At 66.1% G+C, this 25,425-nt stretch carries 24 protein-coding genes; 7 read left to right on the top strand and 17 right to left on the bottom strand.

The genetic code is table 11. The features are described 5' to 3' along the window. Positions 1-25: 25 nt before the first annotated feature. Positions 26-232, top strand: coding sequence for a DUF6980 family protein (locus ABD719_RS18675; protein WP_425567109.1), 207 nt, complete (start codon positions 26-28; stop codon positions 230-232). A 675-nt stretch (positions 233-907) separates the two neighbouring features. On the opposite strand, the gene ABD719_RS05015 is transcribed toward ABD719_RS18675, so the two are convergent. Further along, positions 908-1,168: a hypothetical protein gene (locus ABD719_RS05015; protein WP_344692284.1), complete on the bottom strand. Its 261-nt coding sequence runs from the start codon at positions 1,166-1,168 to the stop codon at positions 908-910. Between the two features lie 570 nt (positions 1,169-1,738). Beyond that, the gene (phhA, locus tag ABD719_RS05010) at positions 1,739-2,608 is read right to left on the bottom strand and encodes a phenylalanine 4-monooxygenase (RefSeq protein ID WP_344692283.1); all 870 of its coding nucleotides are present in this window, start codon (positions 2,606-2,608) and stop codon (positions 1,739-1,741) included. A 41-nt stretch (positions 2,609-2,649) separates the two neighbouring features. Here phhA and ABD719_RS05005 point away from each other — a divergent pair, with 41 nt between their 5' ends. Both ABD719_RS05005 and ABD719_RS05000 read left to right on the top strand, forming a co-directional pair. Next, the gene (locus ABD719_RS05005; RefSeq protein ID WP_344692282.1) at positions 2,650-3,300 is read left to right on the top strand and encodes a TIGR02117 family protein; all 651 of its coding nucleotides are present in this window, start codon (positions 2,650-2,652) and stop codon (positions 3,298-3,300) included. Then, positions 3,261-3,989 (top strand): alpha/beta hydrolase family protein, encoded by a 729-nt coding sequence (locus ABD719_RS05000; protein WP_344692281.1) that lies wholly within the window; start codon positions 3,261-3,263, stop codon positions 3,987-3,989. Before ABD719_RS05005 ends, ABD719_RS05000 begins: the two co-directional genes overlap by 40 nt. A 26-nt stretch (positions 3,990-4,015) precedes the next feature. On the opposite strand, the gene ABD719_RS04995 is transcribed toward ABD719_RS05000, so the two are convergent. From ABD719_RS04995 to ruvB, 8 genes are all read right to left on the bottom strand, one after another. Next, positions 4,016-4,384 (bottom strand): hypothetical protein, encoded by a 369-nt coding sequence (locus tag ABD719_RS04995; protein ID WP_344692280.1) that lies wholly within the window; start codon positions 4,382-4,384, stop codon positions 4,016-4,018. Positions 4,385-4,462: 78 nt separating this feature from the next. Next, positions 4,463-6,427 carry an ATP-dependent zinc metalloprotease FtsH gene (ftsH, locus tag ABD719_RS04990; protein WP_192125522.1) on the bottom strand — a complete coding sequence of 655 codons (1,965 nt, stop codon included), beginning with the start codon at positions 6,425-6,427 and terminating at the stop codon, positions 4,463-4,465. 92 nt (positions 6,428-6,519) lie between these two features. Then, positions 6,520-7,509 carry a tRNA lysidine(34) synthetase TilS gene (gene tilS / locus ABD719_RS04985; protein ID WP_344692279.1) on the bottom strand — a complete coding sequence of 330 codons (990 nt, stop codon included), beginning with the start codon at positions 7,507-7,509 and terminating at the stop codon, positions 6,520-6,522. A 43-nt stretch (positions 7,510-7,552) separates the two neighbouring features. Further along, a complete protein-coding gene (locus ABD719_RS04980; protein ID WP_425567121.1) occupies positions 7,553-8,488 on the bottom strand; it encodes a hypothetical protein in 936 nt (311 codons plus the stop codon). Between the two features lie 5 nt (positions 8,489-8,493). Further along, positions 8,494-9,369, bottom strand: coding sequence for a helix-turn-helix domain-containing protein (locus ABD719_RS04975; RefSeq protein WP_344692277.1), 876 nt, complete (start codon positions 9,367-9,369; stop codon positions 8,494-8,496). Between the two features lie 101 nt (positions 9,370-9,470). Further along, positions 9,471-11,744, bottom strand: coding sequence for a phosphoenolpyruvate--protein phosphotransferase (ptsP, locus tag ABD719_RS04970; RefSeq protein WP_344692276.1), 2,274 nt, complete (start codon positions 11,742-11,744; stop codon positions 9,471-9,473). Between the two features lie 86 nt (positions 11,745-11,830). Next, positions 11,831-13,357: a protoglobin domain-containing protein gene (locus ABD719_RS04965; protein ID WP_344692275.1), complete on the bottom strand. Its 1,527-nt coding sequence runs from the start codon at positions 13,355-13,357 to the stop codon at positions 11,831-11,833. Between the two features lie 162 nt (positions 13,358-13,519). Continuing rightward, positions 13,520-14,539, bottom strand: a complete 1,020-nt coding sequence (gene ruvB, locus ABD719_RS04960) for a Holliday junction branch migration DNA helicase RuvB (protein ID WP_192125477.1) — start codon at positions 14,537-14,539, stop codon at positions 13,520-13,522. A gap of 147 nt (positions 14,540-14,686) precedes the next feature. Between ruvB and ABD719_RS04955 the strand changes: the two genes are divergently transcribed. Continuing rightward, entirely contained in the window at positions 14,687-15,229 is a 543-nt protein-coding gene (locus ABD719_RS04955; RefSeq protein WP_344692274.1) for a GNAT family N-acetyltransferase, read from the top strand. Positions 15,230-15,249: 20 nt separating this feature from the next. Here the strand turns inward: ABD719_RS04955 and ABD719_RS04950 are convergent, their stop codons facing one another. Genes ABD719_RS04950 through ABD719_RS04935 form a run of 4 tightly spaced genes read right to left on the bottom strand, consistent with a single transcriptional unit; the run spans position 15,250 to position 17,854 of the window. Then, positions 15,250-15,984, bottom strand: coding sequence for a ParA family protein (locus tag ABD719_RS04950; protein WP_344692273.1), 735 nt, complete (start codon positions 15,982-15,984; stop codon positions 15,250-15,252). A 30-nt stretch (positions 15,985-16,014) separates the two neighbouring features. Continuing rightward, positions 16,015-16,611: a Holliday junction branch migration protein RuvA gene (gene ruvA / locus ABD719_RS04945; protein WP_344692272.1), complete on the bottom strand. Its 597-nt coding sequence runs from the start codon at positions 16,609-16,611 to the stop codon at positions 16,015-16,017. Beyond that, the gene (ruvC, locus tag ABD719_RS04940) at positions 16,608-17,114 is read right to left on the bottom strand and encodes a crossover junction endodeoxyribonuclease RuvC (protein WP_192125520.1); all 507 of its coding nucleotides are present in this window, start codon (positions 17,112-17,114) and stop codon (positions 16,608-16,610) included. Before ruvC ends, ruvA begins: the two co-directional genes overlap by 4 nt. After that, positions 17,111-17,854 carry a YebC/PmpR family DNA-binding transcriptional regulator gene (locus ABD719_RS04935; protein WP_344692271.1) on the bottom strand — a complete coding sequence of 248 codons (744 nt, stop codon included), beginning with the start codon at positions 17,852-17,854 and terminating at the stop codon, positions 17,111-17,113. The genes ruvC and ABD719_RS04935 overlap by 4 nt, the downstream gene beginning before the upstream one ends. Positions 17,855-17,939: 85 nt before the next feature. Between ABD719_RS04935 and ABD719_RS04930 the strand changes: the two genes are divergently transcribed. Both ABD719_RS04930 and ABD719_RS04925 read left to right on the top strand, forming a co-directional pair. Further along, a complete protein-coding gene (locus ABD719_RS04930; protein ID WP_344692270.1) occupies positions 17,940-19,397 on the top strand; it encodes a helicase HerA domain-containing protein in 1,458 nt (485 codons plus the stop codon). Between the two features lie 87 nt (positions 19,398-19,484). Continuing rightward, positions 19,485-21,572 carry a catalase gene (locus tag ABD719_RS04925; RefSeq protein WP_344692269.1) on the top strand — a complete coding sequence of 696 codons (2,088 nt, stop codon included), beginning with the start codon at positions 19,485-19,487 and terminating at the stop codon, positions 21,570-21,572. Between the two features lie 178 nt (positions 21,573-21,750). On the opposite strand, the gene ABD719_RS04920 is transcribed toward ABD719_RS04925, so the two are convergent. From ABD719_RS04920 to ABD719_RS04910, 3 genes are all read right to left on the bottom strand, one after another. Then, positions 21,751-22,017 (bottom strand): DUF2312 domain-containing protein, encoded by a 267-nt coding sequence (locus tag ABD719_RS04920; RefSeq protein WP_115378452.1) that lies wholly within the window; start codon positions 22,015-22,017, stop codon positions 21,751-21,753. Positions 22,018-22,113: 96 nt separating this feature from the next. Then, positions 22,114-23,448, bottom strand: a complete 1,335-nt coding sequence (locus ABD719_RS04915) for a metal-dependent hydrolase family protein (protein WP_344692268.1) — start codon at positions 23,446-23,448, stop codon at positions 22,114-22,116. 50 nt (positions 23,449-23,498) lie between these two features. After that, a complete protein-coding gene (locus ABD719_RS04910) occupies positions 23,499-23,792 on the bottom strand; it encodes a DUF1244 domain-containing protein (RefSeq protein ID WP_344692267.1) in 294 nt (97 codons plus the stop codon). Positions 23,793-23,868: 76 nt separating this feature from the next. On the opposite strand from ABD719_RS04910, the gene pyk reads away from it, so the two are divergent. Beyond that, entirely contained in the window at positions 23,869-25,332 is a 1,464-nt protein-coding gene (pyk, locus tag ABD719_RS04905; protein ID WP_344692266.1) for a pyruvate kinase, read from the top strand. The last annotated feature ends 93 nt before the right edge of the window (positions 25,333-25,425 follow it).

The raw sequence follows: 25,425 nt of genomic DNA, 5'->3' as shown, positions 1-25,425 counted from the left end.
CGTCTGTGGCAGTCCAGATAAGAGCATGATCCCGACCCCATGCTGCCAACGAATGGCTGACGACCTGAACCGGACCTGCGCCCTTCACGATGATCGGTCAGATTGCCCGGATAGCTTCGTGGCAGAAATGAACGGGGGCTACGGTCTCATGATCCACGATGGCGGCAGCAGCGCAGTGAAGATCGGGTTTTGCCCGTGGTGCGGCGCAAGCCTGCCGTCGATGGTCTGTTGATGATGGGAAGCGGACATTCGCTAATAATGGGCGAGACTGCCGAGAAACACCCATAAGATCGCTACCAAGGCAATGAGTGCGCCGGACAGCGCCAACATGCCCCATGCGCCTTGGGCGTGTTGCAATCGCCTCCAGTCCGCTATGATGCGCTGACCACAGTAGATTATGTTGCACACGATGAGTGCCAACAACAGCAGGATAAGACTTAGCACCACGGAAGCATCGCCTAGGGAGAGAGTGTCCGCAACTGAGCGCTAGCCGTCCGGCAGCTTTCCCGTCCGATAACGGTCCGTCGGCTTTCGGGCGATCCGGTCGTCTCGGGAGCCCCTGAACGGCATAAGCTGGTGGAAAACGGAATGGCCGCTATGGCCGTTGACGGCGTCCGTTCAAAACAGCCCCGAACGTCACTAATCCGCACAATATCGCAAGACAGATACTCCCGTAGAATATCGACAAGCCAACCTGTCCATCGCCGTGGGTGTCGGGACGCGTGTACCACCAAGTCAAAATCGCTTTGGTAGTAAGAAGCTGGGCGGGAGAGCGATCACCGCTAGCAAAGACGCGAGAGCAAGCCGTTTCCAAGTCATCAGGCAAGCCTGCCCGTCCTGACGAACGTCCGCAATGGGCAGGCTGGTGGCAATCTTTGAACGTCGGTCTATGGGCGCTTGCCACTAGCTACGGACGAATATCGTCGCCTGCGGTGTAGGCAGGCAGCCCGGCAATGGCGCGTTCAAACGCCGCCGAAATGTCGCTGGCGCGGAAACTCCGGTCCCATAGCTCGGTCGCCAACGTATCGATTGCGCTCGTAAGTGCCGGGTGGTCAGGCCACGGATTTGTCTGGTGAAGTTCCTTCAGCGCGACCGAGTAGCGGTAGGACGCTTCGTAGAGAGATGTTTGCCACTGGTCGCGCGCGATCTGCTCTTGCTCGTTCGTCATAGCCCGAGGATGGCACTACCGATCTATGACTGCAATCGGGATGCACCGTGGTATCTTGAACGGCAACAATTGGGCGATTGTGTTGAAAAACTCCGCCAAGGTTTGAACCTCGCCAATGCCGTGCAATCCCGTTGCAATGCGCGCCCATACTCTCGCAATTTAGCTACGTTTTTGCACGGTCAGTTAACCAATGGTTTCGCAGCTAATGCTCACCATCTGCCTCGTGGGGGTTTTCAACACAATCGGGCGAAGGTAGCCATTCCATTCGAACGCCTCGTTTCCCCCGAGGAACGTCGCTCACGATGAGAGCGGAGGGTGCCATCCCCGTCACGCCGCGAACGGGTTCATCGCATTATCCATGCCGCTGGTTGCCTTGCCCGCGACCGACTCCTTGCGGCTGTCGTCCATGTCCTACATGCCGCGGCCCTGCTACATCCGCCGGAATCGCTCTTTCTCATCGCCGCCGTCCCGCATCGTCAAATCGCAGGCCCGGCGCATTTACCCCGTGTAGGATGGGACTTTCGTGACTTTCGGCGTGACTTTCCGTCAGCCGCCGTTCGCCCCTTGCCTTTATCCGTCCCTCCGGCGCGCATAATCCTGCGTCCCGCGATTCAGCACCACATCCCCCTCCACGACCGTCGCGACGGGGATGTCGGGCAGCGCCTTCAGCGTCTCGTACAGGGGAGCGAAGTCCGTCTCGACCGTCAGGCGCAGCAGTTCGTCGAAGCTGGGTATGACGAAGTAATTCTGCTGGAAATCGTCGATCCGGTATTCGGTGCGCATGACGCGGGCCAGATCGAGCATCAGCCGGTCGGGGCTGAGATCGTCCAGCGCGAACCGGCTTTCCGAATAGCTGGACACGATCCCCGCGCCATAGATGCGCAGCCCCTCCGGTTCCGCCACCAGCCCGAACTCGACCGTGTACCAATAGAGCCGGCTGAGATATTTCAGCGCGCCCAGCCCCAGCGCGCGCTGCCCGCCCCGGCCATAGGCGGCGAGATAGTCGGCGAAGACCGGATCGGCCAGCATCGGCACATGACCGAACACGTCGTGGAAGACGTCCGGTTCCTCCAGATAGTCTAGCTGATCGGGGCGGCGGATGAAGTTGCCGGCGACGAAGCGGCGATTGGCCATGTGATCGAAGAACACGTCGTCCGGTACCAGCCCCGGCACCGCCACCACCTGCCACCCGGTCAGCGCCATCAGCCGGTCGCTGAGCGCGCGGAAATCGGGGATACCGGGACGATCGAGCTTCAGCACGCCCAGCCCCTTCAGCCAGGCATCGGAGGCACGGCCAGGCAGCAGTTTCGCCTGCCGCGCGAACAGCGTGTCCCACGTCGCATGGTCCTCGGCCGAATACCGGTCCCAATGCTGGTCGATCGTCCAGTCCGCCGCCACGCCCTCGGGAGGAGTAGCAAGCACGTGCGTATATTCTGCCATGCGGTTATCCTATCATGGATGGTATCAAAGGAAACCTGTTCGTGCTGATCCGTCTGATGGCGTGGGTGGTGGCGACATTCGCCTCGCTGTTCGCGACCTATCTGGTGGCAGGGGCGATCGGTGGCGCGGTGGCGGCACCGGGTTGGCAGGCGCGCCCCGCGAACGGCGTGACGATCTTCGTCGAGAGCAACGGCATCCATACCGGCATCATCGTGCCCAAACGGGCGGCCGGGATCGACTGGCGGCCGTTGGCGCGTGCCGACCACCTCGCCGATCCGCGCTATGGTGCCCATGACCATCTCTCGTTCGGCTGGGGCGAGCGTGGCTTCTATCTCGGAACGCCAACCTGGGCCGATGTGCGGGCTCAAACGATCCTGCACGCCGCGATCGGCAGCGACCGGACGCTGGTGCATGTCGATCACCTGCCCCGCGCCGCGATCGGGGACCGGGTGAGAGCGGTGGTGTTGCGCCCGGAGGAATATCGCCGGCTTGCCGCCTTCATCGCCGCCAGCATCGCGCCGGGCGGCGTGCATCGCCGCGGCTATTATGGCTATGACGCTTTCTATGAGGGACGTGGCCGCTACACCGCGATCATGACCTGCAACGCATGGACCGGCGCCGCCCTGCGTGCCGCCGGGGTAAGGATGGGACGATGGACGCCGTTTCCGGCAACGGTCATGCAATGGCTGTGACCGCCCCCTCCAAGGCGCTGTGGGCAGCGGAGGTGCCACGGGCGGCGTGGATGGCCGCGACGTGGTGGCGGCATCGGGCGGCACTGGCGGCGGCGCCGCGCGGCGATGGCCGACCGGTGCTGTTGCTGCCGGGGCTGTTCAACAGCGACCGGTCGAACGCGGTGATGCGACGGTTCCTGACCCGGCTCGGCTACCGCGCGGAGGGTTGGGGACTGGGCCGCAATCTCGGCGCGAAGACGGTGGGCGCGGAGGGCGAGGCGCTGATCGCCCGCGTCGCCGCCATGGCGGCGGCAGCGGGACCGGTGACGCTGATCGGCGTCAGCCTGGGCGGAATCATGGCGCGACTGGTGGCCCATCAACGACCCGATCTGGTGCGGGAGGTCATCACGGTCAGCTCGCCCTTCGCGGGCAGCGGCCGGGCGACCAATGTATGGCGTGCGTTCGAATGGGTTACCGGCGAGCGGCTCGACGATCCTGCCGTCCTCGCCCGCTCGGCCCGGATCGCGGGTGCCCTGCCCGTCCCCACCACCGCGATCTGGAGCCGGAGCGACGGATTGGTCGCCGGCAGCATCTGTCATGATGCCGCATGCCGCGCGATCGAGGTCCGCAGCAGCCATCTCGGCGTGCAGATGAAGCCGGAAGTGCTGCTGGCGATTGCCGGCGTGATGGGCGACGACCGCGTCAACTGAGGATCACGCTGGCCAGGCGGCCGGGATCATTGGCAGGGAAAGCGTTGCGCGACTACCCGAGCGTAACCGTCTTTCAGAGGGCGCTTGTGATAGGCGGCGGGCAGGGCCTGCAATCCGTCGAGCATCTCCTCGATCCCGATCGACTCACCATCGGGCACGCAGGCGATCGGTGGTTTGCGCGCGGCCACGCGACGGGCGTTCTCGGCCTTCAGCTGGGACTTGGCCTGCCGGGCCTCCTCCTTCAATACCGCGAAATCGGGGGACAGCATCGCCGCGAAGCCCTGCGCGCGCAGATCGTTGGCGCGGGTCACGAACTGGTGGACCGTCATCGCGGCATTCGCCGGTGCAGCGACGACCAAAGTGACAACGGCGAGGATCGGGTACAGACGCATCATGGGCCGGCCTTCCGGAAAGGGAAGACCGGCCCATGACGATATCAGGCTGAGCGGTGGCTTAACGCCGTATCGCGTTCGTCAGGCACCCAGCGGGCTGGGATTGCCGAACGGCCCCGATGGCCGACGAGTCTTGGGGATGGACGTACCGGCGGCAGGTACCGACGGGGTCTTAGGCCCCTGATTGACCCGACCGATCTCCTCACCGGCGATCAGACGCTTGATCTCATCGCCCGACAGCGTCTCATATTCGAGCAGCGCACCAGCGAGCAGATGCAACTGATCGATATGCTCGGTCAGTACCTGCTTCGCCTTGGTCAGCCCACCCTCGACGATCGCCTTGATCTCGTCATCAATCAACTGTGCGGTCGAATTCGACATCCGCACCGGCTGCGACGAGGAATAGCCCAGGAAGCTCTCGCCTTCCGGCTGGGCGTATTCCACCGGGCCGACCTTGTCCGACATGCCCCATTTGGTGACCATGTCGCGCGCCAGTCCGGTCGCGTACTGGATGTCGCCCGATGCGCCCGACGATACCTTGTCGTAACCGAAGATCACTTCCTCGGCGACGCGGCCACCCATCGACACCGCAAGGTTCGCGTACATCTTGTCGCGATGATAGCTGTAGCTGTCGCGTTCCGGGAGGCGCATCACCATGCCCAGCGCACGACCGCGCGGGATGATCGTGGCCTTGTGGATCGGATCCGACGCGGGCTCATGGATCGAGACGATGGCATGGCCCGCCTCGTGATAGGCGGTCATCCGCTTCTCGTCCTCGGTCATCACCATCGAACGCCGCTCGGCGCCCATCATGACCTTGTCCTTGGCTTCCTCGAACTCCGCCATCGCCACCAGCCGCTTGCCCTTGCGCGCACCGGTGAGCGCCGCCTCGTTGACGAGATTGGCGAGATCAGCACCCGAGAAACCCGGCGTACCACGCGCGATCGTGCGCGCGTCGACGTCCGGTGCCAGCGGCACCTTCTTCATATGGACTTCGAGGATCTTGATCCGGCCCTCGATATCCGGGCGGGGCACGACGACCTGACGATCGAAGCGGCCCGGCCGCAGCAGTGCAGGATCGAGCACATCGGGACGGTTGGTCGCCGCGACGATGATGATCCCCTCGTTTGCCTCGAACCCGTCCATCTCGACCAGCAACTGGTTCAGCGTCTGCTCGCGTTCGTCATTGCCGTTGCCGAGCCCGGCGCCACGGTGACGGCCGACCGCGTCTATCTCGTCGATGAAGACGATGCAGGGCGCCGACTTCTTTGCCTGTTCGAACATGTCGCGGACGCGGCTCGCGCCGACGCCGACGAACATCTCCACGAAGTCCGAACCCGAGATGGTGAAGAACGGCACGCCCGCTTCCCCCGCGATGGCGCGGGCGAGCAGGGTTTTGCCGGTACCGGGTGATCCGACCAGCAAAGCGCCCTTCGGAATTTTGCCGCCTAGGCGGGCAAACTTGCTCGGGTCCTTCAGGAAGTCGACGATCTCGACCAGTTCCTCGCGGGCCTCGTCGATGCCGGCAACGTCGTCGAAGGTGACCTTGCCCTCCTTCTGGGTGAGAATCTTCGCGCGGCTCTTGCCAAAGCCCATCGCCCCGTTGGCGCCGCCACCCTTCTGCATCTGGCGAAGCACGAAGAACGCGATACCCAGGAAGAGCAGGAAGGGCAGCGACTGATACAGCAGCACCATCCAGATTGACGGACCATCCTCCGGCTTGGCGGTGATCGTCACGCCCTTTTCGCGCAGCTTCTGGACAAGCGTCGCGTCCTGCAACGGATAGGCGCGGAACTTCTCACCGGCGGTGGTCGTGCCGGTGATGATGTCGCGGCTGATGTTGACGTCGCGGACCGTGCCTTCGTCGATCTTGTCGAGGAAGGTGGAATAGGCGATCTGGTTGCCACCCGCGGTGGCGGTGCGCCCGTCGACCATCGTCACGAACAGCGCCAGTCCGAGCAGGATGCCCACCCAGATCAGCAGGCTCTTCATCCAGGGGTTGCCCCCATTGTTTTCAGGGCCAGGCTGCTTGTCGTTATCGTTCATGGGCACGGGGTCACCTTTCACCCTGCAAGATAGGCTCGCACAGGTTAATGGCAATGGAACAAAACGTCGCGATCGTACCCGATCTGCGACGATCAGCCCGTGCGACGCGGCGGAGCCGGGATAAAATGCCAGACGGAGCCACGCGCGGTGGCCATCACGCCTCCCTGTGTCGCCCCCCGCCCGTCCGCCATCGCGTCGAGCAGCGCCTCGATCGGGGTCGAGTCCGTGAAGACCGGGGCAGCAATGTCGTGATCGATGCGGACCCGGTGGATCGCGGTGCGCGCGAGCAACCGGCACAAGGTACGTGGCAATCCCGCCATGTCCACCGCGACCGCTTCGCCCGGCTGCAGCCGTTCCTGCCATGCCCAATCGCGCAGGGCGTCGAGATCGTCCTGCACCGCTGCAACATGCGCGGCGGATCGTGCCAGTTGCGCCGGATCGATCAGCGACTGTTGGCCCAACCAGCCCCGCCACCTTGCCCGGGCGAAACGGATATTGCGATTGGACGGATCGTCGATGCTGGGCACCGTCGCGGCGATCGCGGCGAGATCGTGGCGGCGCCACCCCAGCAACGGCCGCACCAGATCCAGACCCGGCGCCAGCGTCCGCCGCCGCCTGATACCCGCCAACCCCGCCGGACCGCTGCCGCGATTGGCACGCATCAGAAAGGTTTCGGCCTGATCGTCGGCATGATGGGCGGTGGCAAGCAGCCGGGCATCATGGGCACCCGCCCAATCCGCCAGCGCCGCGTAACGCGCCGTCCGCGCCGCCGCCTGGACATTGGCGCGCGGTAGCGGCGTGGGCGGATGTAGCGTCGCATGGGGAATGCCCCGATCCACGCACCAGCCTGCCACCATCGCCGCCTCTGCCGCGGAGTCGCCGCGCAGGCCATGATCGAACGTGGCCGCGATCACCTGTCCCGGCAGCGCCGCCGCCGCGAGGACAAGCATCGCCATACTGTCCGGTCCGCCGGAAACCGCGATCGCCAACAACTCGTCGTCCGCGACGGAGCGCCCGGCAGCGACGATCAGGTCGCGGTGGAACCGGGCGACCGGCTCCCGCACGGTGCCGCCCCGGTTCATTCCGCCTCCCCCGGGATGGCTAAGGCGAATGGTTATCCGCGGCTCACTTGCATTTCGCCGTCGCCCGACCGCGCTTGATGTCGGCCAGCATCGTCGCCGACAGCTTGCCGGCATAGACATCGCCCAGCTCGTCATAGACCTTGCAGGCATCGGCGGGCTTATCCAGCTTTACCAGGGCCTGTCCCAGATAGAGCAGGCTGTCGGGCGCGCGCTCGCCATCGGGCATCTTCTTGTAGTTCTCGTAAAAAGCCATCGACGCGAGGCTGGGCTTGCCATCGTCCAGATAGGCGCGACCGAGCAGGTTCTGGGCGAAGCTGGCGCGGCGGCTCTTGGGGAAATCGGTGACCGTCTTCTTCAACTGGGCCTGCGCTTCGGGATAGAGCTTCGCCTCCCACAGACGATAGCCGTAGAGATAGGCGTCCTCCACCGGTTCGCCGCCGGTCGGCTTAGCCACCGCGGCGACACGGGCCGCGCGGTCGGGTTCGGCAGCAGGTTTCGCGGCAGGCGTGGGGCGGGCGCCCGCCAGTGGCTTCGACGGCGGCGTCGCCGCGATCGGTGCCGGCTCGTCATCGCCACCCACGGCAGGCGCGACCACCGGCCCCGTCGCGGGTGGGGCAACAAGTTTGGCATCGGTCGCCCGTCGATAGGCCTCGAATTCCTCCCGCAACTGACGCAACTGATAGCCGTTCTGCTCCCCCTGACCAGTCAGACTGGCCATCTGCTGCTCCAAGGCGGTAACGCGTGCGGACAGATCGATCACCACACTGGACGACGGACTGCCGGGTACTTCGGTCGGGACTACCGGTGCGGTCACTTCGGGCTGAAGGAGTTGACCGTTGCCGCCGGGGAACACCTTGCGCTGCACCGCGCGCATCTCGCTTTCGAGGCGACCGACCCGGCCTTCGACATTGTTCTGCGCGCCGGCCATCGTGGGGAAGGCCAGCAACACCGTGGCGGTAATCAGAAAGGGGGTACGCATGGTCATCAACGATCGTCCGTCAGCGGCTGGGAAGGTGCCGGATTGCCCGGTGTGCCCGCACCTGCGGGGTTACCGGGCGCGGGTGTCGTCGCAGCGACAGGGGTCGCCGGCCCGCCGGTGCGCGCCGCCAGCGACGCGGCATCCACCTTCACGTCCTTGATCGGGCGCGATCCATCGCCCAGCGGGGGCAGTGCGGTGCCATTCAGCGTGATCCGTAACTGATCGGGCCGGCCGACGTTGATCCTCGGACCATCGGCATCCGGTGGCACGTCGAACCCTTCGCCCGGCTTCATCGTGCCGAGGTACAGCGTCTTGTCGGCAGCGTCATAGACGCGCAGCCACACCTCATTATCGCCGGCCGCCAGCCGCACCTGTTGCACGGCCGGCGTCACCACCGGGGCAGGCAACGGCGCGGTAGGCACAGCGACGGGGGTGGCGACCATCGTACCCTCGCTGCTGCCCGGTCCCGGCCGAAACAGATCGGTCGCATACCATAATCCCGCCAGGATCAGGATGGCGAGCGCCAGCCCGATGCCCGCCGCGGCCAACCCGCGGCCCGGCACCCGATCAGGATCGGCGGTCTCGTAAGGCGCATATTGCGGCGCACGTGGCAACGTGGCGAGCGCACGACGCACCTCCTGCGCGACCTCGACATCGTCGATCCCGACCGCGCGGGCATGCGCGCGGGCGAATCCGACCGCATAGGTCGGCGAGGGCAGCGCGGCGAAGTCGGTCGCCTCGATCGCCTCCAGATGACGCAAGGGGATGCGCGTCCGCTGCCCGATTTCGGCCAAGGACAGATTCTGCGCCTCACGCGCCCGGCGCAGACGGTCGCCGACCCGCTCGGTCGCGGGCGTGTCGCCGGGCTCGACATCGTTCATGCAGTCACTCCGCTACGTACCGGCACCGCCGGCCACGCGATTGTCATGTTTCAGAGCGCCCCCGCGCTGTCAACGCGGCGGTGCGTCCGGCCGTCCTCCGGCTACGCCAGATCGATATCGTGCTCTGCCGCCCATGCCGTCAGCGCACCGCGCATGTCACGCGGTGGATGCGCCAGCAGTTCGGTCATGTAGGCCATCAGCGCCCAGCGGTCGAGCGAGCGGATCATCGCCTTGACCGGCCCTACCGCGGCGGGGGTGATCGACAGACGGTCGATGCCGATGCCGATCAGCGCCATCGCCTCCAGCGGACGCCCACCCATTTCGCCGCATACCCCGACCCGTACGTTCGCCGCACGCGCCGGCTCTACCACCCGTCGCAGAAAGCGGAGGATGGACGACGACAACCAGTCGTACCGGTCGGCCAGTTTGGGGTTGCCGCGATCGGCGGCAAACAGGAACTGGGTCAGGTCATTGGTGCCGATCGACAGGAAATCGATGTTGGGCAACAGCAGGTCGAGCTGCTCGGCCAGCGCCGGCACCTCCAGCATCGCACCATAGCGCACCTCCTGCGCCACTCGCTTGCCACGCCCGGCCAGCCACGCCCGCTGCGCCTCGAACAGGGCGCGGGCCTCGTCGAACTCCCATGCCTCCGACACCATCGGGAACATCACATGCAATGTGCGCCCGGCCGCAGCCTCCAGCAGCGCGCGCGCCTGCGCCTTCATCAGGCCGCTGCGTTCCAGTGCCAGCCGCAGCGCGCGCCAGCCCATCGCCGGATTTTCCTCTCCTTCCGATTCGACGGTCAGGTAGGGCAGTGCCTTGTCGCCACCGATATCGACGGTGCGGAACACCACCGGCCGATCCCCTGCCGCCTCCATCACCTCGCGGTACAATCGCTGCTGACGTTCGCGCTGCGGCAAGGTGGCGGAGACGAGGAACTGGAACTCGGTGCGGAACAGCCCGATGCCGTCCGCGCCGGTCAGGTCGAGCGCGGCGACATCGTCGCGCAGCCCGGCATTCACCATCAGCGTGACGCGGTGGCCGTCCTTCGTTTCCGGCGGCAGATCGCGGATCGCCGCGAAAGCCGCCTTGCGCTTCTGCCGGACATCCAGCTTGGCGCCAAACGCCTCCTCCATCGCCGGCGACGGGCGGACGAAGACGTTGCCGCCGGTCACGTCGAGCAACAGCTGATCGCCCTCCGCGATCAGCCGGCGGACGCCGCGGACCCGGCCCAGCACCGGCACCCCCATCGCGCGCGCGACAATGATGACGTGCGCGGTCAGCGACCCTTCCTCCAGGATCACGCCCTTCAACCGGCGGCGATCATATTCCAGCAGTTCCGCCGGCCCCAGATTGCGCGCGATCAGGATCGTATCCTGCCGCAGGCCCAGTTGCGCGGCGGTGCCCATCTGGCCGGATACGATGCGGAGCAGTCGGTTGGACAGGTCCTCCAGATCGTGCATCCGGTCGGCGAGCAGCGGATCGTCGATCTGGCGCATCCGCTGGCGGGTGCGCTGCTGGACCCGTTCGATCGCGGCCTCTGCAGTCAGGCCGCTGTCGATCGCCTCGTTGATCCGGCGCGCCCAGCCCTCGTCATAGGCGAACATCTTGTAGGTCTCGATCACCTCCAGATGTTCGCCGCCGACGCCGAATTCCGCCTCGCGCGCGATGCGATCAATCTGTTCGCGCATCTTGTCGAACGCGGCATAGACGCGGTGCCGCTCCGCATCGGTATCCTCGGCCACGGTATGTTCGACGACGATCCGCGGCTGGTGAAACACGGCACAGCCCGATGCCATCCCCTCGACCAGCTTCTGACCCGGAATGTGGATCGAGGCGGTCGACTGGATACGGTCACGCCCTGCCCCCGCCTCGTCAATCAGCCCGGCATTGGCGATCAGTTCGGACAATACCATCGCGACCGTCTGCAGCGCCTCGATCTCGATATCGGCGTAACGGCGCTGTTCGGCATGTTGCACCGCCAACACGCCCACCACCCGCTCGCGGCGGATGATCGGTACGCCGGCGAAGCTGTGGAAACGTTCCTCGCCGGTTTCGGGCATGTAACGGAAATCGGGGTGACTGGCCGCCTCGTCGAGGTTCAGCACCTCGCCCTGCGCGGCGATCGTGCCGACCAGCCCTTCCCCCAGCGCCAGCTTGGTAACGTGGACCGCTTCTTCCGCCAGCCCGCGCGTCGCGAACAGTTCCAGGACGCCTTCGCGCAGCAGGTAGATCGAACACACCTCGCTGTCGGTCGCTTCGCCGATGATGCCGACGACGGCATTCAGCTTGGCCTGGGCGGGAGTACGGGCCGCCATCACATCGTGAAGGCGGACAAGGATTTCGCGGGCGGAGGCGGCGGCCGTAGCGGGCATGGCATCACGCTAGCCCATTTCGTCACGCCACGGTAGCTGCCGTGGACACTTCCCGCTCCGATCGATCGGAGCGGGTGAGCGGCGGGTCAGAAAGACGTCCAGTCGCCCCCGTTGCCAGACGGTTGACGCACCAGCGCCGGTACGGCAGCGGCGGGCAGCGGCCGCACCGGCCCCTCGAATTGTGCCGCCAGCGATGGCCGGTCGCTACCGGCCTGCAGCGAGAAGCGGCTGGCCTGGTCGGCGAGATGCCCCACCTCGCCGACGAGGTTACGCGCCGCGGCGGATGTCTCTTCCACCATCGCGGCATTCTGCTGGGTCGACTGGTCCATCATTCCGATTGCGGCGGATATCTGCGTGATCGCCGCCGACTGCGCCTGATTGTCCGCCGCCATCGTCGCCAGCAGTTCGTGGACCTGCGTCACGTCGCCCGAAATGTTGGCCAAGGCGCCGTCGACCTTCGTCACCGCCTCGACCGCAGTGACGATATCGGTCTGCGTCACCGTCAACTGGTCGCGTGCCCGCTTGGCTTCCTCTTCGGCACGCATCGCCAGCGCCGACACCAGGTCGGCGACGACTGCGAAACCACGCCCGGCATCGCCTGCCCGACCTGCTTCGACTGCGGCGTTCATTGCCAATACCCGCGTCTGGAATGCGATCTTGTCGAGGCCCTCGATGACGCTGTCGATGCCCTTGGCGCTGTCCGATACCCGGCCCATCGCCTGTACCGCCTCGTCCGCCACCGCACGGCCGCCACCGACCGTGGCGATCGCCTGATCGGCGCGTTCCACCGTCCGCGTCGCCGCCACCGCCGAGGCGCGCAGACGGCCATCCATCTGCGTCACCGACGCAGCGGTTTCCTCCAGCGAGGCGGCGTTGCTTTCGGTACGGCGCGCGAGATCCTCTGACGCCTGCGCAATCTCGCCCGAGCCGGTGCGGATCGCGGTCGCGCTCTCCGACACCGAGCCGATCAGGTCGCGCAGCCGGGCCAAGGCATGATTGTAGCTGGCCTGCAGCGAGGTGAAGGCGGGCGGCAAACCCACCACGTCGGTCGCCAGATCGCCGCCGGCCAGCCGTTCCAGTGCCTGTTCCATGGTCGTGACGGCACGGTCGCGATCGACCTGCGACTGCTCGAAATAGATCGACACCGACAATTCCATGTCGAGCAACGCCGCCTTCAGCACCGCGATGCTGGCCTCTGTCTGCGATGGCCCGCGGAACAGCCCCATGGCACGACGCCACGGCGAATAATGCCGGCCGATGCCCCGGAACAGTTCCTCCAGCACCAGGGCATAGGCACCGATGTACCAACGCGGTTCCAGGCCGATACGGGCATGGACCGAACCGATCCTGCGCGTGCTTTCGTGAAACTGGCCGTCAAACTCTCCACTGGCGATCCGTGACCAATGGCGTGCCTGCGCAGACTTGGCATTCGTCATCTGGGCATCGTCGCGAAAGAATTTCGCGGTTTCCGGCGTCGCACGCACCTTGCCATAGAACCGGTCCAGCGCCCCGCCGATCAGCCGCTCGATCGGTTCACGAAGGCCGGCCAAGATACCGCGCTGCTCGGAATCGAAATTCATGAATGCCAGACGGGACTGGATGTCGTTGTTCATCGCTCTGAAGCCCTTTCGATCACGACAGGGCTGACTAAGCCAATCGTATCATAAAAGCCTTTTAGGGCGCGTACCGACCGCTTTGGCCGCGATGATCCAGTATAATTGGACAATATTGGGTCTGTAATCAAACCATTCTTGGTAGCATGCCAACCGGTGGCGTCAGTCGAACAACCCCGCCTCCGATCCGGCGGGCGGATTCAGTCCCAGATGCTTCCAGCCACCGGCGTTCAGAATTCGCCCGCGCGCGGTCCGTGCGACGAGACCCAGCTGGATCAGATACGGCTCGATCACTTCCTCGATCGTGTCGCGCGGTTCGGATAGGCCGGCGGCCAGCGTTTCCACCCCTACCGGACCACCGCGATAGATGTCGGCGATCATCGTCAGGTAGCGGCGGTCCATTGCATCGAGCCCCAGCGCATCGACCTCCAGCCGGGTCAGTGCCGAATCCGCGCTGCGGGCGTCGACCACGGCATCGCCCGCCACGTCGGCGAAGTCGCGCACCCGGCGCAACAGCCGCCCGGCGATCCGCGGCGTCCCCCGCGCACGCCGCGCTACCTCGGTCGCGCCATCGGGCGCGATGGCAAGGCCGAGCAGACCGGCGGCCCGCGTCACGACGCGGGTCAATTCCTCGACTGTATAGAATTGCAGGCGAACCGGGATGCCGAAGCGATCGCGGAGCGGCGTCGTCAACAGGCCCTGCCGCGTCGTGGCGCCGACCAGCGTGAAGCGTGGCAGGTCGATCCGCACGCTGCGCGCCGATGGCCCCTCACCGATCATCAGGTCGAGCGCGCGATCCTCCATCGCGGGGTACAGCACCTCCTCGACTGCCGGTTGCAGGCGGTGGATCTCGTCGATGAACAGAACGTCGCCGTCCTCCAGATTGGTCAGCAGCGCGGCCAGATCGCCCGACTTGGCGATCACCGGGCCGGAGGTGGCGCGGAACCCCACGCCCATTTCCCGCGCGATGATCTGCGCCAGCGTCGTCTTGCCCAGACCGGGCGGCCCGAAGAACAGCACATGGTCCAGCGCGTCGCCCCGCGCGCGCGCGGCCTGGATGAAGATGCGCAGGTTTTCGCGCGCCGCCTTCTGCCCGACGAAATCGTCGAGCGTCTTGGGACGCAGCGCGGCATCGACATCCTCGGGGCGGCGGGCGGCGGTGAGGAGGCGGTCGTCGGTCACGCTTCGTTCCGTAGCGGGTCGGGGGCGGGCAAGTCGAGAGCCGATAAAGGCAATGGCCTGCGGCGGTGCATGGGATCGGGGTGGCCTGCGCCGCGAATGCCGGCCGCATCGCATTGCCGAACCCGGGCGTTGTGCCAAAAGGACCCTATGACCGGATGCCGCATTCACCCCCTCACCCCTGCCCACGCATCGATCGTCCTCGACCTCTACCGGGCGGCGGCATCGATCAGGGGGTCGGGTCTGGCTCGCGCTGCCGACGAGATCACGATGACCTATGTTAGGGCGTTCATGGAACGCGCCTGCCTCGGCGGCGTGTCACTTGGTGCTTTCCGGGATGATCGTCTTGTCGGCGAAATCCACGCCGCGCGTCTTGGGCCACGCCAGTTCGATCATGTGCTGGGCGATCTTACCATCGCCGTTCATCCGCAGATGCAGGGACAGGGCGTGGGGTCGGTCCTGTTCGCTGCCTTGTTTGACACGGCGGCATCGATGACCCCGGCTATTGGACGGGTGGAACTGACGGCACGGTCTGGAAACACCGGCGCCCTGCGACTGTATGAACGCCTCGGATTTGTCAGGGAGGGGCGGCTGGCCGGTCGGGTACGGCTACCCGATGGAACGACCGAAGATGACATACCTATGGGTTTCAAGCTGGACCGCGCTGCTCTTGCCCCGATGCCAGACGACTGATCGTCAGGTTCGTCTGACGGTCAGCCTTGCCGCGCCACGGCCTTCTCTACTGCCCGCCACAACACGCCGATCCCCGCCGCCGCCGGCGTGCGCGGGGCGTAGGTGCCGACCGGGGCACGACGTTCCGTCATTGATTCGATTGCGCTGGCCATCGGGATCACCGGCCAGTCGGGTTGCGCCTCCAGCGCGGCGCGATGCAGGGCGCGACGGCGATCGACCATCGTGAAGACGGGCAGCAACGGCGTGCCCGTGCCCTTGCGGGCCGACACATGCGCCGCCACCGCGTCGAAGGCGCGGGTGGAGAGCGGCGCGGGGATCACCGGCACTACCACCAGATCGGCGGCGCGCAGCACCTGATCGGACGTATCGGTCAGCCCCGGCGGGCAATCGACGACGATCCGGTCGTAATCCGCCGCCAGCGCGGTGGCGAGTTTCGCCAGCCGCTTCTTCTTGTCGAGATCGTGGAACAGCCGGTCGAGGTGACGCAGCGAGGCATCGGCGGGCAGCAATGACAATCGCTCCACCGCGGTCGCGCGGATCAGCGTAGCGGGATCGACATCGCCCGTGATCGCCGCGCTCGCCGGCCATTTGCCGGGGCCGTCTGCACCGAGCAGCCAGCTCGACGCCGCCTGCGCATCCAGATCCCACAGCAATGTCCGCCGCGACGACAAGGTCGCCGCCGCCCAGGCGAGGTTCACCGCCAGCGTCGTCTTCCCCACCCCGCCCTTCAGGCTGTACACCGCGATCGTCGTCATGCCCCCACGCCCTCCCATGCGGGCATGACGCTAGCGTGACGCCTTCCTCAGGGCTAGCCGGACGAGCGCGTCGAGGCTGGCGGTATCGCCCAGCTCCTCCTCCGCCGCCGCGACCGCCGCCGCCGCCTCGGCCGGGCGGAAGCCGAGATTGAGCAGCGCCGATACCGCATCCGCCGATGCGCCGACCGGCAGCACCTGCGCGGTGCCACCGGGGCCGAGCGGCACCGCGCCCACCTTGTCCTTCAGTTCGCGGACGATGCGTTCGGCCAGTTTGGGACCGACGCCGTTGGCCCGCGCCACCATCGCCTTGTCCTGCGATGCGATCGCGCGGGCGAGATCGTTCGGCTCCAGCGCCGACAGGATCGCCAGCGCCACCCGCGATCCCACCCCCTGCACCGCCGTCAGCAGCCGGAACCAGTCCCGCTCGCCCGCGCTGGCGAACCCGACGAGGCGGATGAAATCCTCCGCGACCAGCATCTCGGTGAACAGCGTCGCCGCCTCCCCCACCGGGCCGATCGCCGACAGGGTGTGCGCCGACGCGCCGACCAGATAGCCGACGCCGCCGACGTCGATCACCGCATGGTCGATGCCGGTCGATTCGAGCCGCCCCTTCAGATGCGCGATCATGCGGTGATTCTTGCCCGGCGGGCCATACCCTCGGCGCTCGCCAGATGATGCGCGTGGGTGATCGCCACCGCCAGCGCATCCGCCGCATCCGGCCCGGCCAGCTTCGCGCCGGGTAACAGCACCGCCATCATCGCCTGAATCTGCCTCTTCTCCGCGCCGCCGGTGCCGACGACCGCCTTCTTCACGGTGCTGGGGTGGTATTCGCCGATGTGCAGCCCCGCCGTCGCCCCGGCCAGCAGCACGACGCCGCGCGCCTGCCCCAGTTTCAGCGTCGACTGCGCGTTGGTGTTGCCCAGCACCTCCTCCACTGCCGCGCTGTCGGGCCGTTCGGTGCGGATCACCTCGCCCAGCGCCGCGAACAGGTTGGACAGGCGACGCGGCAGCGGCATCGACGGTTCGGTCCTGATCTGGCCGTTGGCGACATGGCTCAACCGGTTGCCGTCCGCCCGGATGACGCCCCAGCCGGTGGTGCCGAGGCCGGGATCGAGGCCGAGGATAATCAGCCCAGTTTCTCCATAACCTCGTCGGACACCTCGTAATTGCCCCAGACGGTCTGCACGTCGTCGTCGTCGTCGAGCACGTCGATCAGCTTGAACAGCGTCGCGGCATCGTCCTCGTTCACGTCGACCATCGTCTGCGGGCGCCAGGCCAGCTTCGCGCCCTCCGCCTCGCCGAGCACCGGCTCCAGCGCCTTGGCGACTTCGTGCAGATCACCCTGTGCGGTCCAGATTTCATGACCGTCCTCGGACGAGGACACGTCTTCCGCCCCCGCTTCCAGCGCTGCTTCGAATACCTTCTCGACATCGCCGGCACTGGCCGGATAGCTGATGAGGCCCATGCGATCGAACGCATGGCTGACCGAACCGCTGGCGCCCAGGTTGCCGCCGTTCTTCGCCACCGCCGTCCGCACGTTGGTGGCGGTGCGGTTGCGGTTGTCGGTCAGCGCTTCGATGATGAGCGACACGCCGCCGGGGCCGAAGCCCTCGTACCGGATTTCCTCGTAATTCTCGGCATCGCCGCGGCTGGCCTTGTCGATCGAGCGCTGGATATTGTCCTTGGGCAGCGACGCCGCCTTGGCCGCCGCCACCGCCGCGCGCAGACGCGGATTCATGTCGGGATCGGGCAGTCCCATCTTCGCTGCCACCGTGATTTCTCGCGACAGCTTGGAGAACAGCGAGCTGCGCTTCTTATCCTGCGCACCCTTGCGATGCATGATGTTCTTGAACTTGGAATGGCCTGCCATCGGTGCCTCTTTGACTGATGCCGGTGTCCTTAGCGCCCGATAGGGGCTTTCGCCAATGGCGCCCATGGGCCAAACGGGCGCGATCATGACAGTCAGCGTGGATATGGGGTTGGACGACCGCGGCGGCGCGGTCGGCATGGACCTGGAGGAACTGCTCGCGACCCGCCTGCTGGTGCAGGGCAATTCGGGGTCGGGAAAGTCGCATCTGCTGCGCCGCCTGCTGGAGAAATCGGCCGGGCAGGTACAACAGGTGATCGTCGATCCGGAGGGTGATTTCGTCACGCTCGGCCCGGCATACGGCCATGTCGTGATCGAGGCGGCGGATTATTCGATCCCCGAGGTCGCCCGATTCGCCACCCGCATCCGCGAACATCGCGCCTCCGTCGTCCTCAGCCTCGAAGGGCTGGAGGCGGAAGGGCAGATGCGCTGCGCCGCCGCGTTCCTGATGGCGCTGTTCGATGCGCCGCGCGAACACTGGTATCCCGCGCTGGTGGTGGTGGACGAGGCGCAGCTGTTCGCCCCCACCACCGGCGGCGAGGTGGCGGAGGAGGTGCGTCGCGCCTCGCTGTCGGCGATGACCAACCTGATGTGCCGTGGGCGCAAGCGTGGCCTTGCCGGCGTGATCGCGACGCAGCGGCTGGCCAAGCTGGCCAAGAACGTCGCGGCGGAGGCGTCGAACTTTCTGATGGGCCGCACCTTCCTCGACATCGACATGGCACGCGCCGCCGATCTGCTCGGCATGGAACGGCGGCAGGCGGAGGCGATTCGCGATCTGCCGCGCGGCACCTTCATGGCGCTGGGGCCGGCGGTGTCGCGACGGCCGATCTCGGTCAAAATCGGCGCGGTCGAAACCTCGGCGCGGTCGGGTAGCCCCAAGCTGACACCGCTGCCCGCGGCGAAGGCATACGACCTTGCCGACATGCTGGCCGAGCCGGTGGTCGAGGCGCCGATGCTGCCGATGACGTTCGAGGCACGGCCCCGGCTGGTCCCCGCCGACGAACTGGTCGCCGATATCGGCCGCCCCGCCCCCGCGGCGCTCGCCCCGGTGCCGCAGAAGGACGAGGCGGAGGTGGAGGCGATCTATGCCGATACGCTGCGCGCGATCGTCGCGGATGCCGATGCGGCGTTGCGCCCGCCATCGGTGCTGTTCCAGGATTTCCAGGTAAGGTGCCGGATGGCGGGCCTTGCGAAACCCGCACTCGACCTGCCCGGCTTCACCCGTCGGCTGAGTTGCGCGCGGGCGGGCATCTTTGACGTGCATGACGGGGAATGGGCGGAGGCGCTGGCGCTGGCCGGTACGCTGCCCGACGACATGATGGGTGCGTTCCTGCTGGTGGCGCGGGCGGCGAAGGAGGCGCGGCCCTGCCCGTCCGATACCGAACTGGCGCATACCTATGGCACCAGCTCGCTGGGCCGGGTGCGTCGCCTGATCGGCTATATCGAAAGCCGCGAGTTGTTCGTGACGCGCACCGATCTGTCGGGCAAGCGGTCGATCACCATCCCGCGGCTGGGCTGGACGACGGAGCCGGCCGAGGCGGCCTGAGCCGCCGCCTCTGCTGCGAGCGGTTCGCACGGACCTATCGGCTCAAGCTGGTCGTTATCTGACGGATATCATGACCAAAGGCTTTCCATGACCGATACGCTCGCCCGCAATCCCGGCAATGGCGGTGAAACGCATCAGGTAACCGATGCGGATCACCCCGTGCTGACCACCAACCACGGCACGCCGATCAGCGACAACCAGAACCAGTTGAAGGCGGGCGCGCGTGGCCCCGTACTGATCGAGGACGAAGTCTTCCGCGAGAAGATGAACCACTTCGATCACGAGCGTATCCCGGAGCGGATCGTCCACGCCCGCGGCTCTGCGGCGCACGGCTATTTCGAATGCACCGAAAGCCTCGCCGACATCACCGTCGCCGATATGTTCCAGAAGAAGGGGCAGCGCACCGAGGTGTTCACCCGCTTTTCCACCGTCGCGGGCGGCGCAGGATCGGTCGACACGCCGCGCGATGTGCGCGGCTTCGCGGTCAAGTTCTATACGCGCGAAGGCAATTGGGACCTTGTCGGCAATAACATCCCGGTGTTCTTCATCCAGGACGCCATCAAATTTCCCGACCTTATCCACGCCGCCAAGATGGAGGCGGATCGTGGCTATCCGCAGGCGGCGACCGCGCACGACACCTTCTGGGACTTCATCAGCCTGATGCCCGAATCGACCCACATGATCATGTGGGCGATGTCCGACCGCACCCTGCCGCGTACTTTCGCCAACATGGAAGGATTCGGCGTCCACACCTTCCGTTTCATTAACAGGGAGGGCAAGTCGACCTTCGTGAAGTTCCACTGGAAGCCGAAGGCGGGCCTTGCCTCGACGATCTGGGACGAGACGGTGAAGATCGCCGGTGCCGATCCCGATTTCCAGCGCCGCAACCTGTTCGAGAGCATCGATCGCGGTGACTTCCCGACCTGGGAACTGGGCGTGCAGCTGTTCGACGAGGAATTCGCGAACAGCCAGCCCTATGACGTGCTCGACGCGACCAAGATCATTCCCGAAGAAGTGCTGCCGGTGAAGATCGTCGGCCGGATGGTGCTGGATCGTTATCCCGACAATTTCTTCGCGGAAACCGAGCAGGCGGCATTCGTTCCCAGCCATGTTGTGCCGGGCATCGGCTTCTCCAACGATCCGCTGCTGCAGGGCCGCCTGTTCAGCTACACCGATACGCAGCTGTCGCGCCTCGGCTCGGTGAATTTCCATCAGTTGCCGATCAACTCGGCGAAGGGCCGGGCTGCGGCCGCCGGTTGCCCATTCATGAACCAGCAGCGCGACGGCCACATGCAGATGGCGGTGCCCAAGGGCCGCGCCAATTACGAGCCCAACAGTCTGGCGCAGGCAGGCGAGGAAGCCGGCGCGCGCGAAGACCCGGAGAAGGGCTACAAGACCTTCCCGTCCGAGGAACAAGGCCAGAAGCTCCGCATCCGGCCGGAAAGCTTCGCGGATCATTACAGCCAGGCGCGGTTGTTCTTCCGGTCGATCGACCCGGCCGAGCAAGCGCACCTCGCTTCTGCGCTGGTGTTCGAACTGTCTAAGGTGTCGCTGCCGCACATCCGCAATGCGGTGATGGCCAACCTGCGCAACGTCGACGAGACGCTGGCGCAACGCGTGGCGGACGGTCTGGCGATGGACCTGCCCCCCGCGTCGAAGACGGCAGCACCGGTGCTGGACATGGACGTATCGCCCGCGCTCCGCATCATTCGCGGGCCGCTGGAAAAGCATACGCTGGAAGGTCGCACGGTCGGCATCCTCTTCGCCGATGGCACCGATGCCGGTCAGTTGAAGTCGGTGAAGGATGCGGTGACGGCAGCCGGCGGCACACCGCTGACGATCGCACCCAAGGTCGGCAAGGTTCCCCTGTCGGATGGATCGTCGGTGCAGGCCGACGCGCAGTTGTTCGGCCAGCCATCCGTCACGGTCGATGCCTGTGCGGTGATCCTGTCCGAGGCGGCCTGCGCCAAGCTGGTGAAGGAAGGTGCGGCGATCCAGTGGGTGATGGACGCGTTCGGGCACCTGAAGGCGATCGGCCATAATCCCGCCGCCAAGCCGTTGCTCGACAAGGCCGGTGTCGAGGCGGACGAGGGCGTGACCGATCTGGCCGGCTTCGTCGAGGCCGCCAAGAAGCGTTATTGGGACCGCGAACCGAACGTCCGCACGCTGGCGTAAACGAACGGGTCAGATGAAGGCGAGGCAGTGCATGAGCATTGCCTCGCCTTCACCAACGGCGTCTACCCAATCACGGTCGAAGCGAGCGGGAGCAAGATCGAACACTGATCCTTTCCTGCCCCCCCCCCAAAAGAGATCGACAAGGCCATGCAAGGGCAACCAGAGGTGCCCTGCGGAATCAGATCATGCCGAGCGCCTGCATATACACTTCGAGGATCGCCTCTTCCTCCTGATATTCTTCCTTTTTCTTCTTGCGGATCGACAGGATCTTACGGATCGCCTTGGGATCGTAGCCGCGGCCCTTGGCCTCGGCCATCACGTCCTTGATATCGTCGGCGATGCCCTTTTTCTCTTCTTCCAGTCGTTCCGCACGCTCGATCAGGAGGCGCAGTTCGTCGGCGGCAACGTGTCCGCCGCCCATGCCTTCGCCGCGTTCTTCAGCCATCGTCATATCCATTTGATGCGCCGCGCGACCCGCGAAGCGCGGGGGCGGCAGGGTTGATTCATCGGTATGACGGCGCGTCTAGGCGGTTCGCCCGCCTCACTCAATGGGGGCGGTACCGCGCTGACGCACGATGGTGCCGCCATGCATCACGAACTCCACCGCCTCCAGCCGGCGCACGTCGTCGAGCGGCGATCCGGCAACCGCGATCAGGTCCGCCGCCTTGCCCAGCGCCAACGTACCGATCCGGTCGGACTGACCCAGCAGATCGGCCGCCGCGACGGTGGCGGTGCGGATCGCCTGCGCCGGGGTCATGCCGACCTTCTCCACGAGCAGCGCGAATTCCTGCGCATTGATGCCGTGTTTCGATACGCCGCTGTCGGTGCCGAATGCGAATTTCACACCGGCCTGATAGGCCTTGCGGTGGCTGCTCACCATCGCGGCGGCGGCGGCCTCCGCCTTGGGAATGGTGGCGGGCGGCAATTGTCCGGCCCGCGCCTGTGCCAGCGCGGCGACGGGCGCGATTTCGGTTGGCACCAGATAGGCGCCGGTCTTCTTCAACAGCGCCACCGCCTCGTCGTCGAGGAAACTGCCATGTTCGATCGAATCGACCCCCGCGACCAATGCCGCCTTCGTGCCATCGGCGGCATGGCTGTGGGCAGCGACCTTGCGGCCGAGGCCGTGTGCGGTTTCGACGATCGCCAGCATTTCCTGTGGCGTGAAAGCGCGACCGAGACCGCCCGACACATTCGACAGGACGCCGCCGGTCGCGGTGATCTTCACCACCTGTGCGCCCAGCCCGATCTGGCGGCGCGTCGCACGGCGGCAATCGTCGGGCCCGTTGCAGGTATTGTCGTACAGTTCGGCGACGGCATGGGCGAACGGTTCGGCCAGACCGTTGGTCGGATCGCCATGCCCGCCCGTCACGGAGATCGCGGTGCCGGCGTTGACGATCGTCGGTCCGGTCACGTCGCCCCGATCGATCGCATCGCGCAGTGCGCGGATGCTGCGCGGGTCGCCACCCAGATCGCGGACGGTGGTGAACCCTGCCAGCAGCGTGGCGCGCGCATTCCCCACGCCATAAAGTACGTCGTCCACGGCTTCGGTGTTGAGCGCCGTCATCCGCGATCGCCCCGGATCGCCGCCGATGCCAAGCAGGTGGACATGCATGTCGATCAACCCCGGCAGCACGAACCGGTCGCGGAGATCGACTAGCGTTGCCCCCGCTTCCGGTGCGACGAAACCGTCGCGGATTTCCGCTATCTTGCCGCCACGCACGATCACCGTACTGGGGCCGCGTGGTCGCTCGCCGGGGCGGTCGAGCAAGGTGCCGGCCTGGATGAACGTCACCCGTGCCGGCCCGGACGGCACGTCCTGCGCCATCGCGGTACCCGTCAACGATACGGCCAGCACGGCCGCCAGCATCCTGTTCATCATCTTGTCCCCCGGTTCAGGCAGCAAGGTTGCCCGAACCGGGGGGCCGGTCAAGCCGCGTTACGGGCGACGCTTTCCTTCATGCGCGCCAGTTGCTCCGGCGTCGCTTCGGCCTGATGGCGATCCTTCCATTCGGCATAGGGCATGCCATAGATCGTTTCACGCGCGGCGTCGCGATCGAGGCCGGCGGCTTCATGCGTCCAGTCCGACAGGCAGTTGCGGCAGAACCCCGCCAGCCCCATCAGATCGACATTCTGCGCATCGGTGCGGTGCCGCAAATGCCGCACCAGCCGACGGAACGCGGCGGCGGCGGCGGCATCGTCGAGCCGGTCAAGAGAATCCATTTACATGCTCCACGGTTGATCGTCGTCAAATAGGGGTTAGAGGACAAAACGATATCCCCCCGGAAAGATGAATCGCATGAACCAAGCTATCGCCCCCCGATCGCGCAAGGTGCGTGTGCTGGCCACCTTGGGGCCCGCCAGTTCCGATCCCGCCATGATCGCTGCCCTGTTCGAGGCAGGGGCGGATGCATTCCGGATCAACATGAGCCATGGCGACCAGCAGTCCAAGGTGCCGATCATCCGCGCGATCCGCGCGATGGAGGAACGCTATGGCCGCCCGACCACGATCCTCGCCGATCTGCAGGGACCGAAGCTGCGCGTCGGTCGCTTCGCCGAAGGGCGGATCGAACTGGTGAAAGGCCAGACCTTCGTCTTCGATCGCGATCCGACCCCGGGCGACATCACCCGCGTCGAACTGCCCCACCGCGAAATCTTCGCGGCGATCGAACCGGGCGCCCGCCTGCTTCTCGACGACGGCAAGCTGGTGCTGCACGTCACCAGTCATGATATCGATCGGATCGTCACGACGGTGACGGTCGGTGGGACGCTGTCGAACAACAAGGGCCTGAACGTGCCCGACGTGGTCGTGCCGATGGCGGCACTGACCGAAAAGGATCGCAGCGACCTGACCTTCGCGGTCGAACAGGGGGTCGACTGGATCGCCTTGTCGTTCGTCCAGCGCCCGGAAGATCTGATGGAGGCACGTGGCCTGATCAAGGGCAACGCCGCGCTCCTCGCCAAGATCGAGAAGCCCGCCGCGATCGAGCGGCTGGAGGAGATCGTCGAGCAATGCGACGGCGTGATGGTGGCACGCGGCGATCTGGGCGTGGAAATGCCGCCCGAACAGGTGCCGCCGCTCCAGAAGCGCATCGTCGAGGTGTCGCGCCGCATGGGTCGCCCCGTGGTGGTCGCCACGCAGATGCTCGAATCGATGATCAAGAGCCCGTCGCCGACCCGCGCCGAGGTGTCAGACGTCGCGACCGCGATCTATGACGGCGCCGACGCGATCATGCTGTCGGCGGAAAGCGCCGCGGGCGACTGGCCGACCGAATCGGTCGCGATGATGAACGCGATCGGCAACGCGGTGGAACGCGATCCGGGGCACGGCGACCGCGTGCATTTCACGGTGATGAAGCCCGACCCCACCACCGCCGACGCCATGGCGGAAGCGGCCAAGGGCATCGCGCGCACCACATCGGCGACGGCGATCATCTGCTTCACCACCAGCGGCTCCACCGCGCGGCGCGTCGCGCGCGAGCGGCCGGCGGTGCCGATCCTGGTCCTGACGCCGCGGCTGGAGACGGCGCGGCGGCTCGGATTGCTCTGGGGCACCCATGCGGTCCATACCCGCGATGTCGAATCGTTCGAGGAGATGGTCGCCAAGTCCAAGCGGATGGCGCTGCGCCACGGCATCGCCAAGGCAGGCGATCAGGTAATCCTGATGGCGGGCGTCCCCTTCCGCACGCCTGGATCGACCAACGTGCTGCACGTTGTCCGGCTAACCGGGGACGAACTGAAGAACTATACCAACGAACTGTAATCCCCTGTCCCCCCTCCCGGTCACGGGAGGGGGGACTTGTGGGTCATGATTGCACCGTCTGCATCCGTGATAACGGTCAGTGCGGTTGACGCC

This window comes from Sphingomonas cynarae, assembly GCF_039537815.1.
Classification (GTDB): domain Bacteria; phylum Pseudomonadota; class Alphaproteobacteria; order Sphingomonadales; family Sphingomonadaceae; genus Sphingomonas; species Sphingomonas cynarae.
Note: the sequence above shows the minus strand (reverse complement) of the source record. Positions and strands in the feature narration are given on the sequence as shown.

Excerpts from the sequence above, each read along its gene's own strand:
- ftsH (WP_192125522.1), bottom strand. The coding sequence starts at position 6,427 with ATGAACGATAACGACAAGCAGCCTGGCCCTGAAAACAATGGGGGCAAC.
- ABD719_RS04965 (WP_344692275.1), bottom strand. The coding sequence starts at position 13,357 with ATGAACAACGACATCCAGTCCCGTCTGGCATTCATGAATTTCGATTCC.
- ABD719_RS18675 (WP_425567109.1), top strand. The coding sequence starts at position 26 with ATGATCCCGACCCCATGCTGCCAACGAATGGCTGACGACCTGAACCGG.
- phhA (WP_344692283.1), bottom strand. The coding sequence starts at position 2,608 with ATGGCAGAATATACGCACGTGCTTGCTACTCCTCCCGAGGGCGTGGCG.
- ABD719_RS04915 (WP_344692268.1), bottom strand. The coding sequence starts at position 23,448 with ATGAACAGGATGCTGGCGGCCGTGCTGGCCGTATCGTTGACGGGTACC.
- ABD719_RS04955 (WP_344692274.1), top strand. The coding sequence starts at position 14,687 with ATGACCGGATGCCGCATTCACCCCCTCACCCCTGCCCACGCATCGATC.
- ABD719_RS04930 (WP_344692270.1), top strand. The coding sequence starts at position 17,940 with ATGACAGTCAGCGTGGATATGGGGTTGGACGACCGCGGCGGCGCGGTC.
- ABD719_RS04975 (WP_344692277.1), bottom strand. The coding sequence starts at position 9,369 with ATGAACGATGTCGAGCCCGGCGACACGCCCGCGACCGAGCGGGTCGGC.
- ABD719_RS04910 (WP_344692267.1), bottom strand. The coding sequence starts at position 23,792 with ATGGATTCTCTTGACCGGCTCGACGATGCCGCCGCCGCCGCCGCGTTC.
- ruvA (WP_344692272.1), bottom strand. The coding sequence starts at position 16,611 with ATGATCGCGCATCTGAAGGGGCGGCTCGAATCGACCGGCATCGACCAT.
- ABD719_RS05000 (WP_344692281.1), top strand. The coding sequence starts at position 3,261 with ATGGACGCCGTTTCCGGCAACGGTCATGCAATGGCTGTGACCGCCCCC.
- ABD719_RS04925 (WP_344692269.1), top strand. The coding sequence starts at position 19,485 with ATGACCGATACGCTCGCCCGCAATCCCGGCAATGGCGGTGAAACGCAT.
- ABD719_RS04920 (WP_115378452.1), bottom strand. The coding sequence starts at position 22,017 with ATGGCTGAAGAACGCGGCGAAGGCATGGGCGGCGGACACGTTGCCGCC.
- pyk (WP_344692266.1), top strand. The coding sequence starts at position 23,869 with ATGAACCAAGCTATCGCCCCCCGATCGCGCAAGGTGCGTGTGCTGGCC.
- ABD719_RS04935 (WP_344692271.1), bottom strand. The coding sequence starts at position 17,854 with ATGGCAGGCCATTCCAAGTTCAAGAACATCATGCATCGCAAGGGTGCG.
- ptsP (WP_344692276.1), bottom strand. The coding sequence starts at position 11,744 with ATGCCCGCTACGGCCGCCGCCTCCGCCCGCGAAATCCTTGTCCGCCTT.
- ABD719_RS05015 (WP_344692284.1), bottom strand. The coding sequence starts at position 1,168 with ATGACGAACGAGCAAGAGCAGATCGCGCGCGACCAGTGGCAAACATCT.
- ABD719_RS04950 (WP_344692273.1), bottom strand. The coding sequence starts at position 15,984 with ATGACGACGATCGCGGTGTACAGCCTGAAGGGCGGGGTGGGGAAGACG.
- tilS (WP_344692279.1), bottom strand. The coding sequence starts at position 7,509 with ATGAACCGGGGCGGCACCGTGCGGGAGCCGGTCGCCCGGTTCCACCGC.
- ABD719_RS04980 (WP_425567121.1), bottom strand. The coding sequence starts at position 8,488 with ATGCGTACCCCCTTTCTGATTACCGCCACGGTGTTGCTGGCCTTCCCC.
- ABD719_RS04995 (WP_344692280.1), bottom strand. The coding sequence starts at position 4,384 with ATGATGCGTCTGTACCCGATCCTCGCCGTTGTCACTTTGGTCGTCGCT.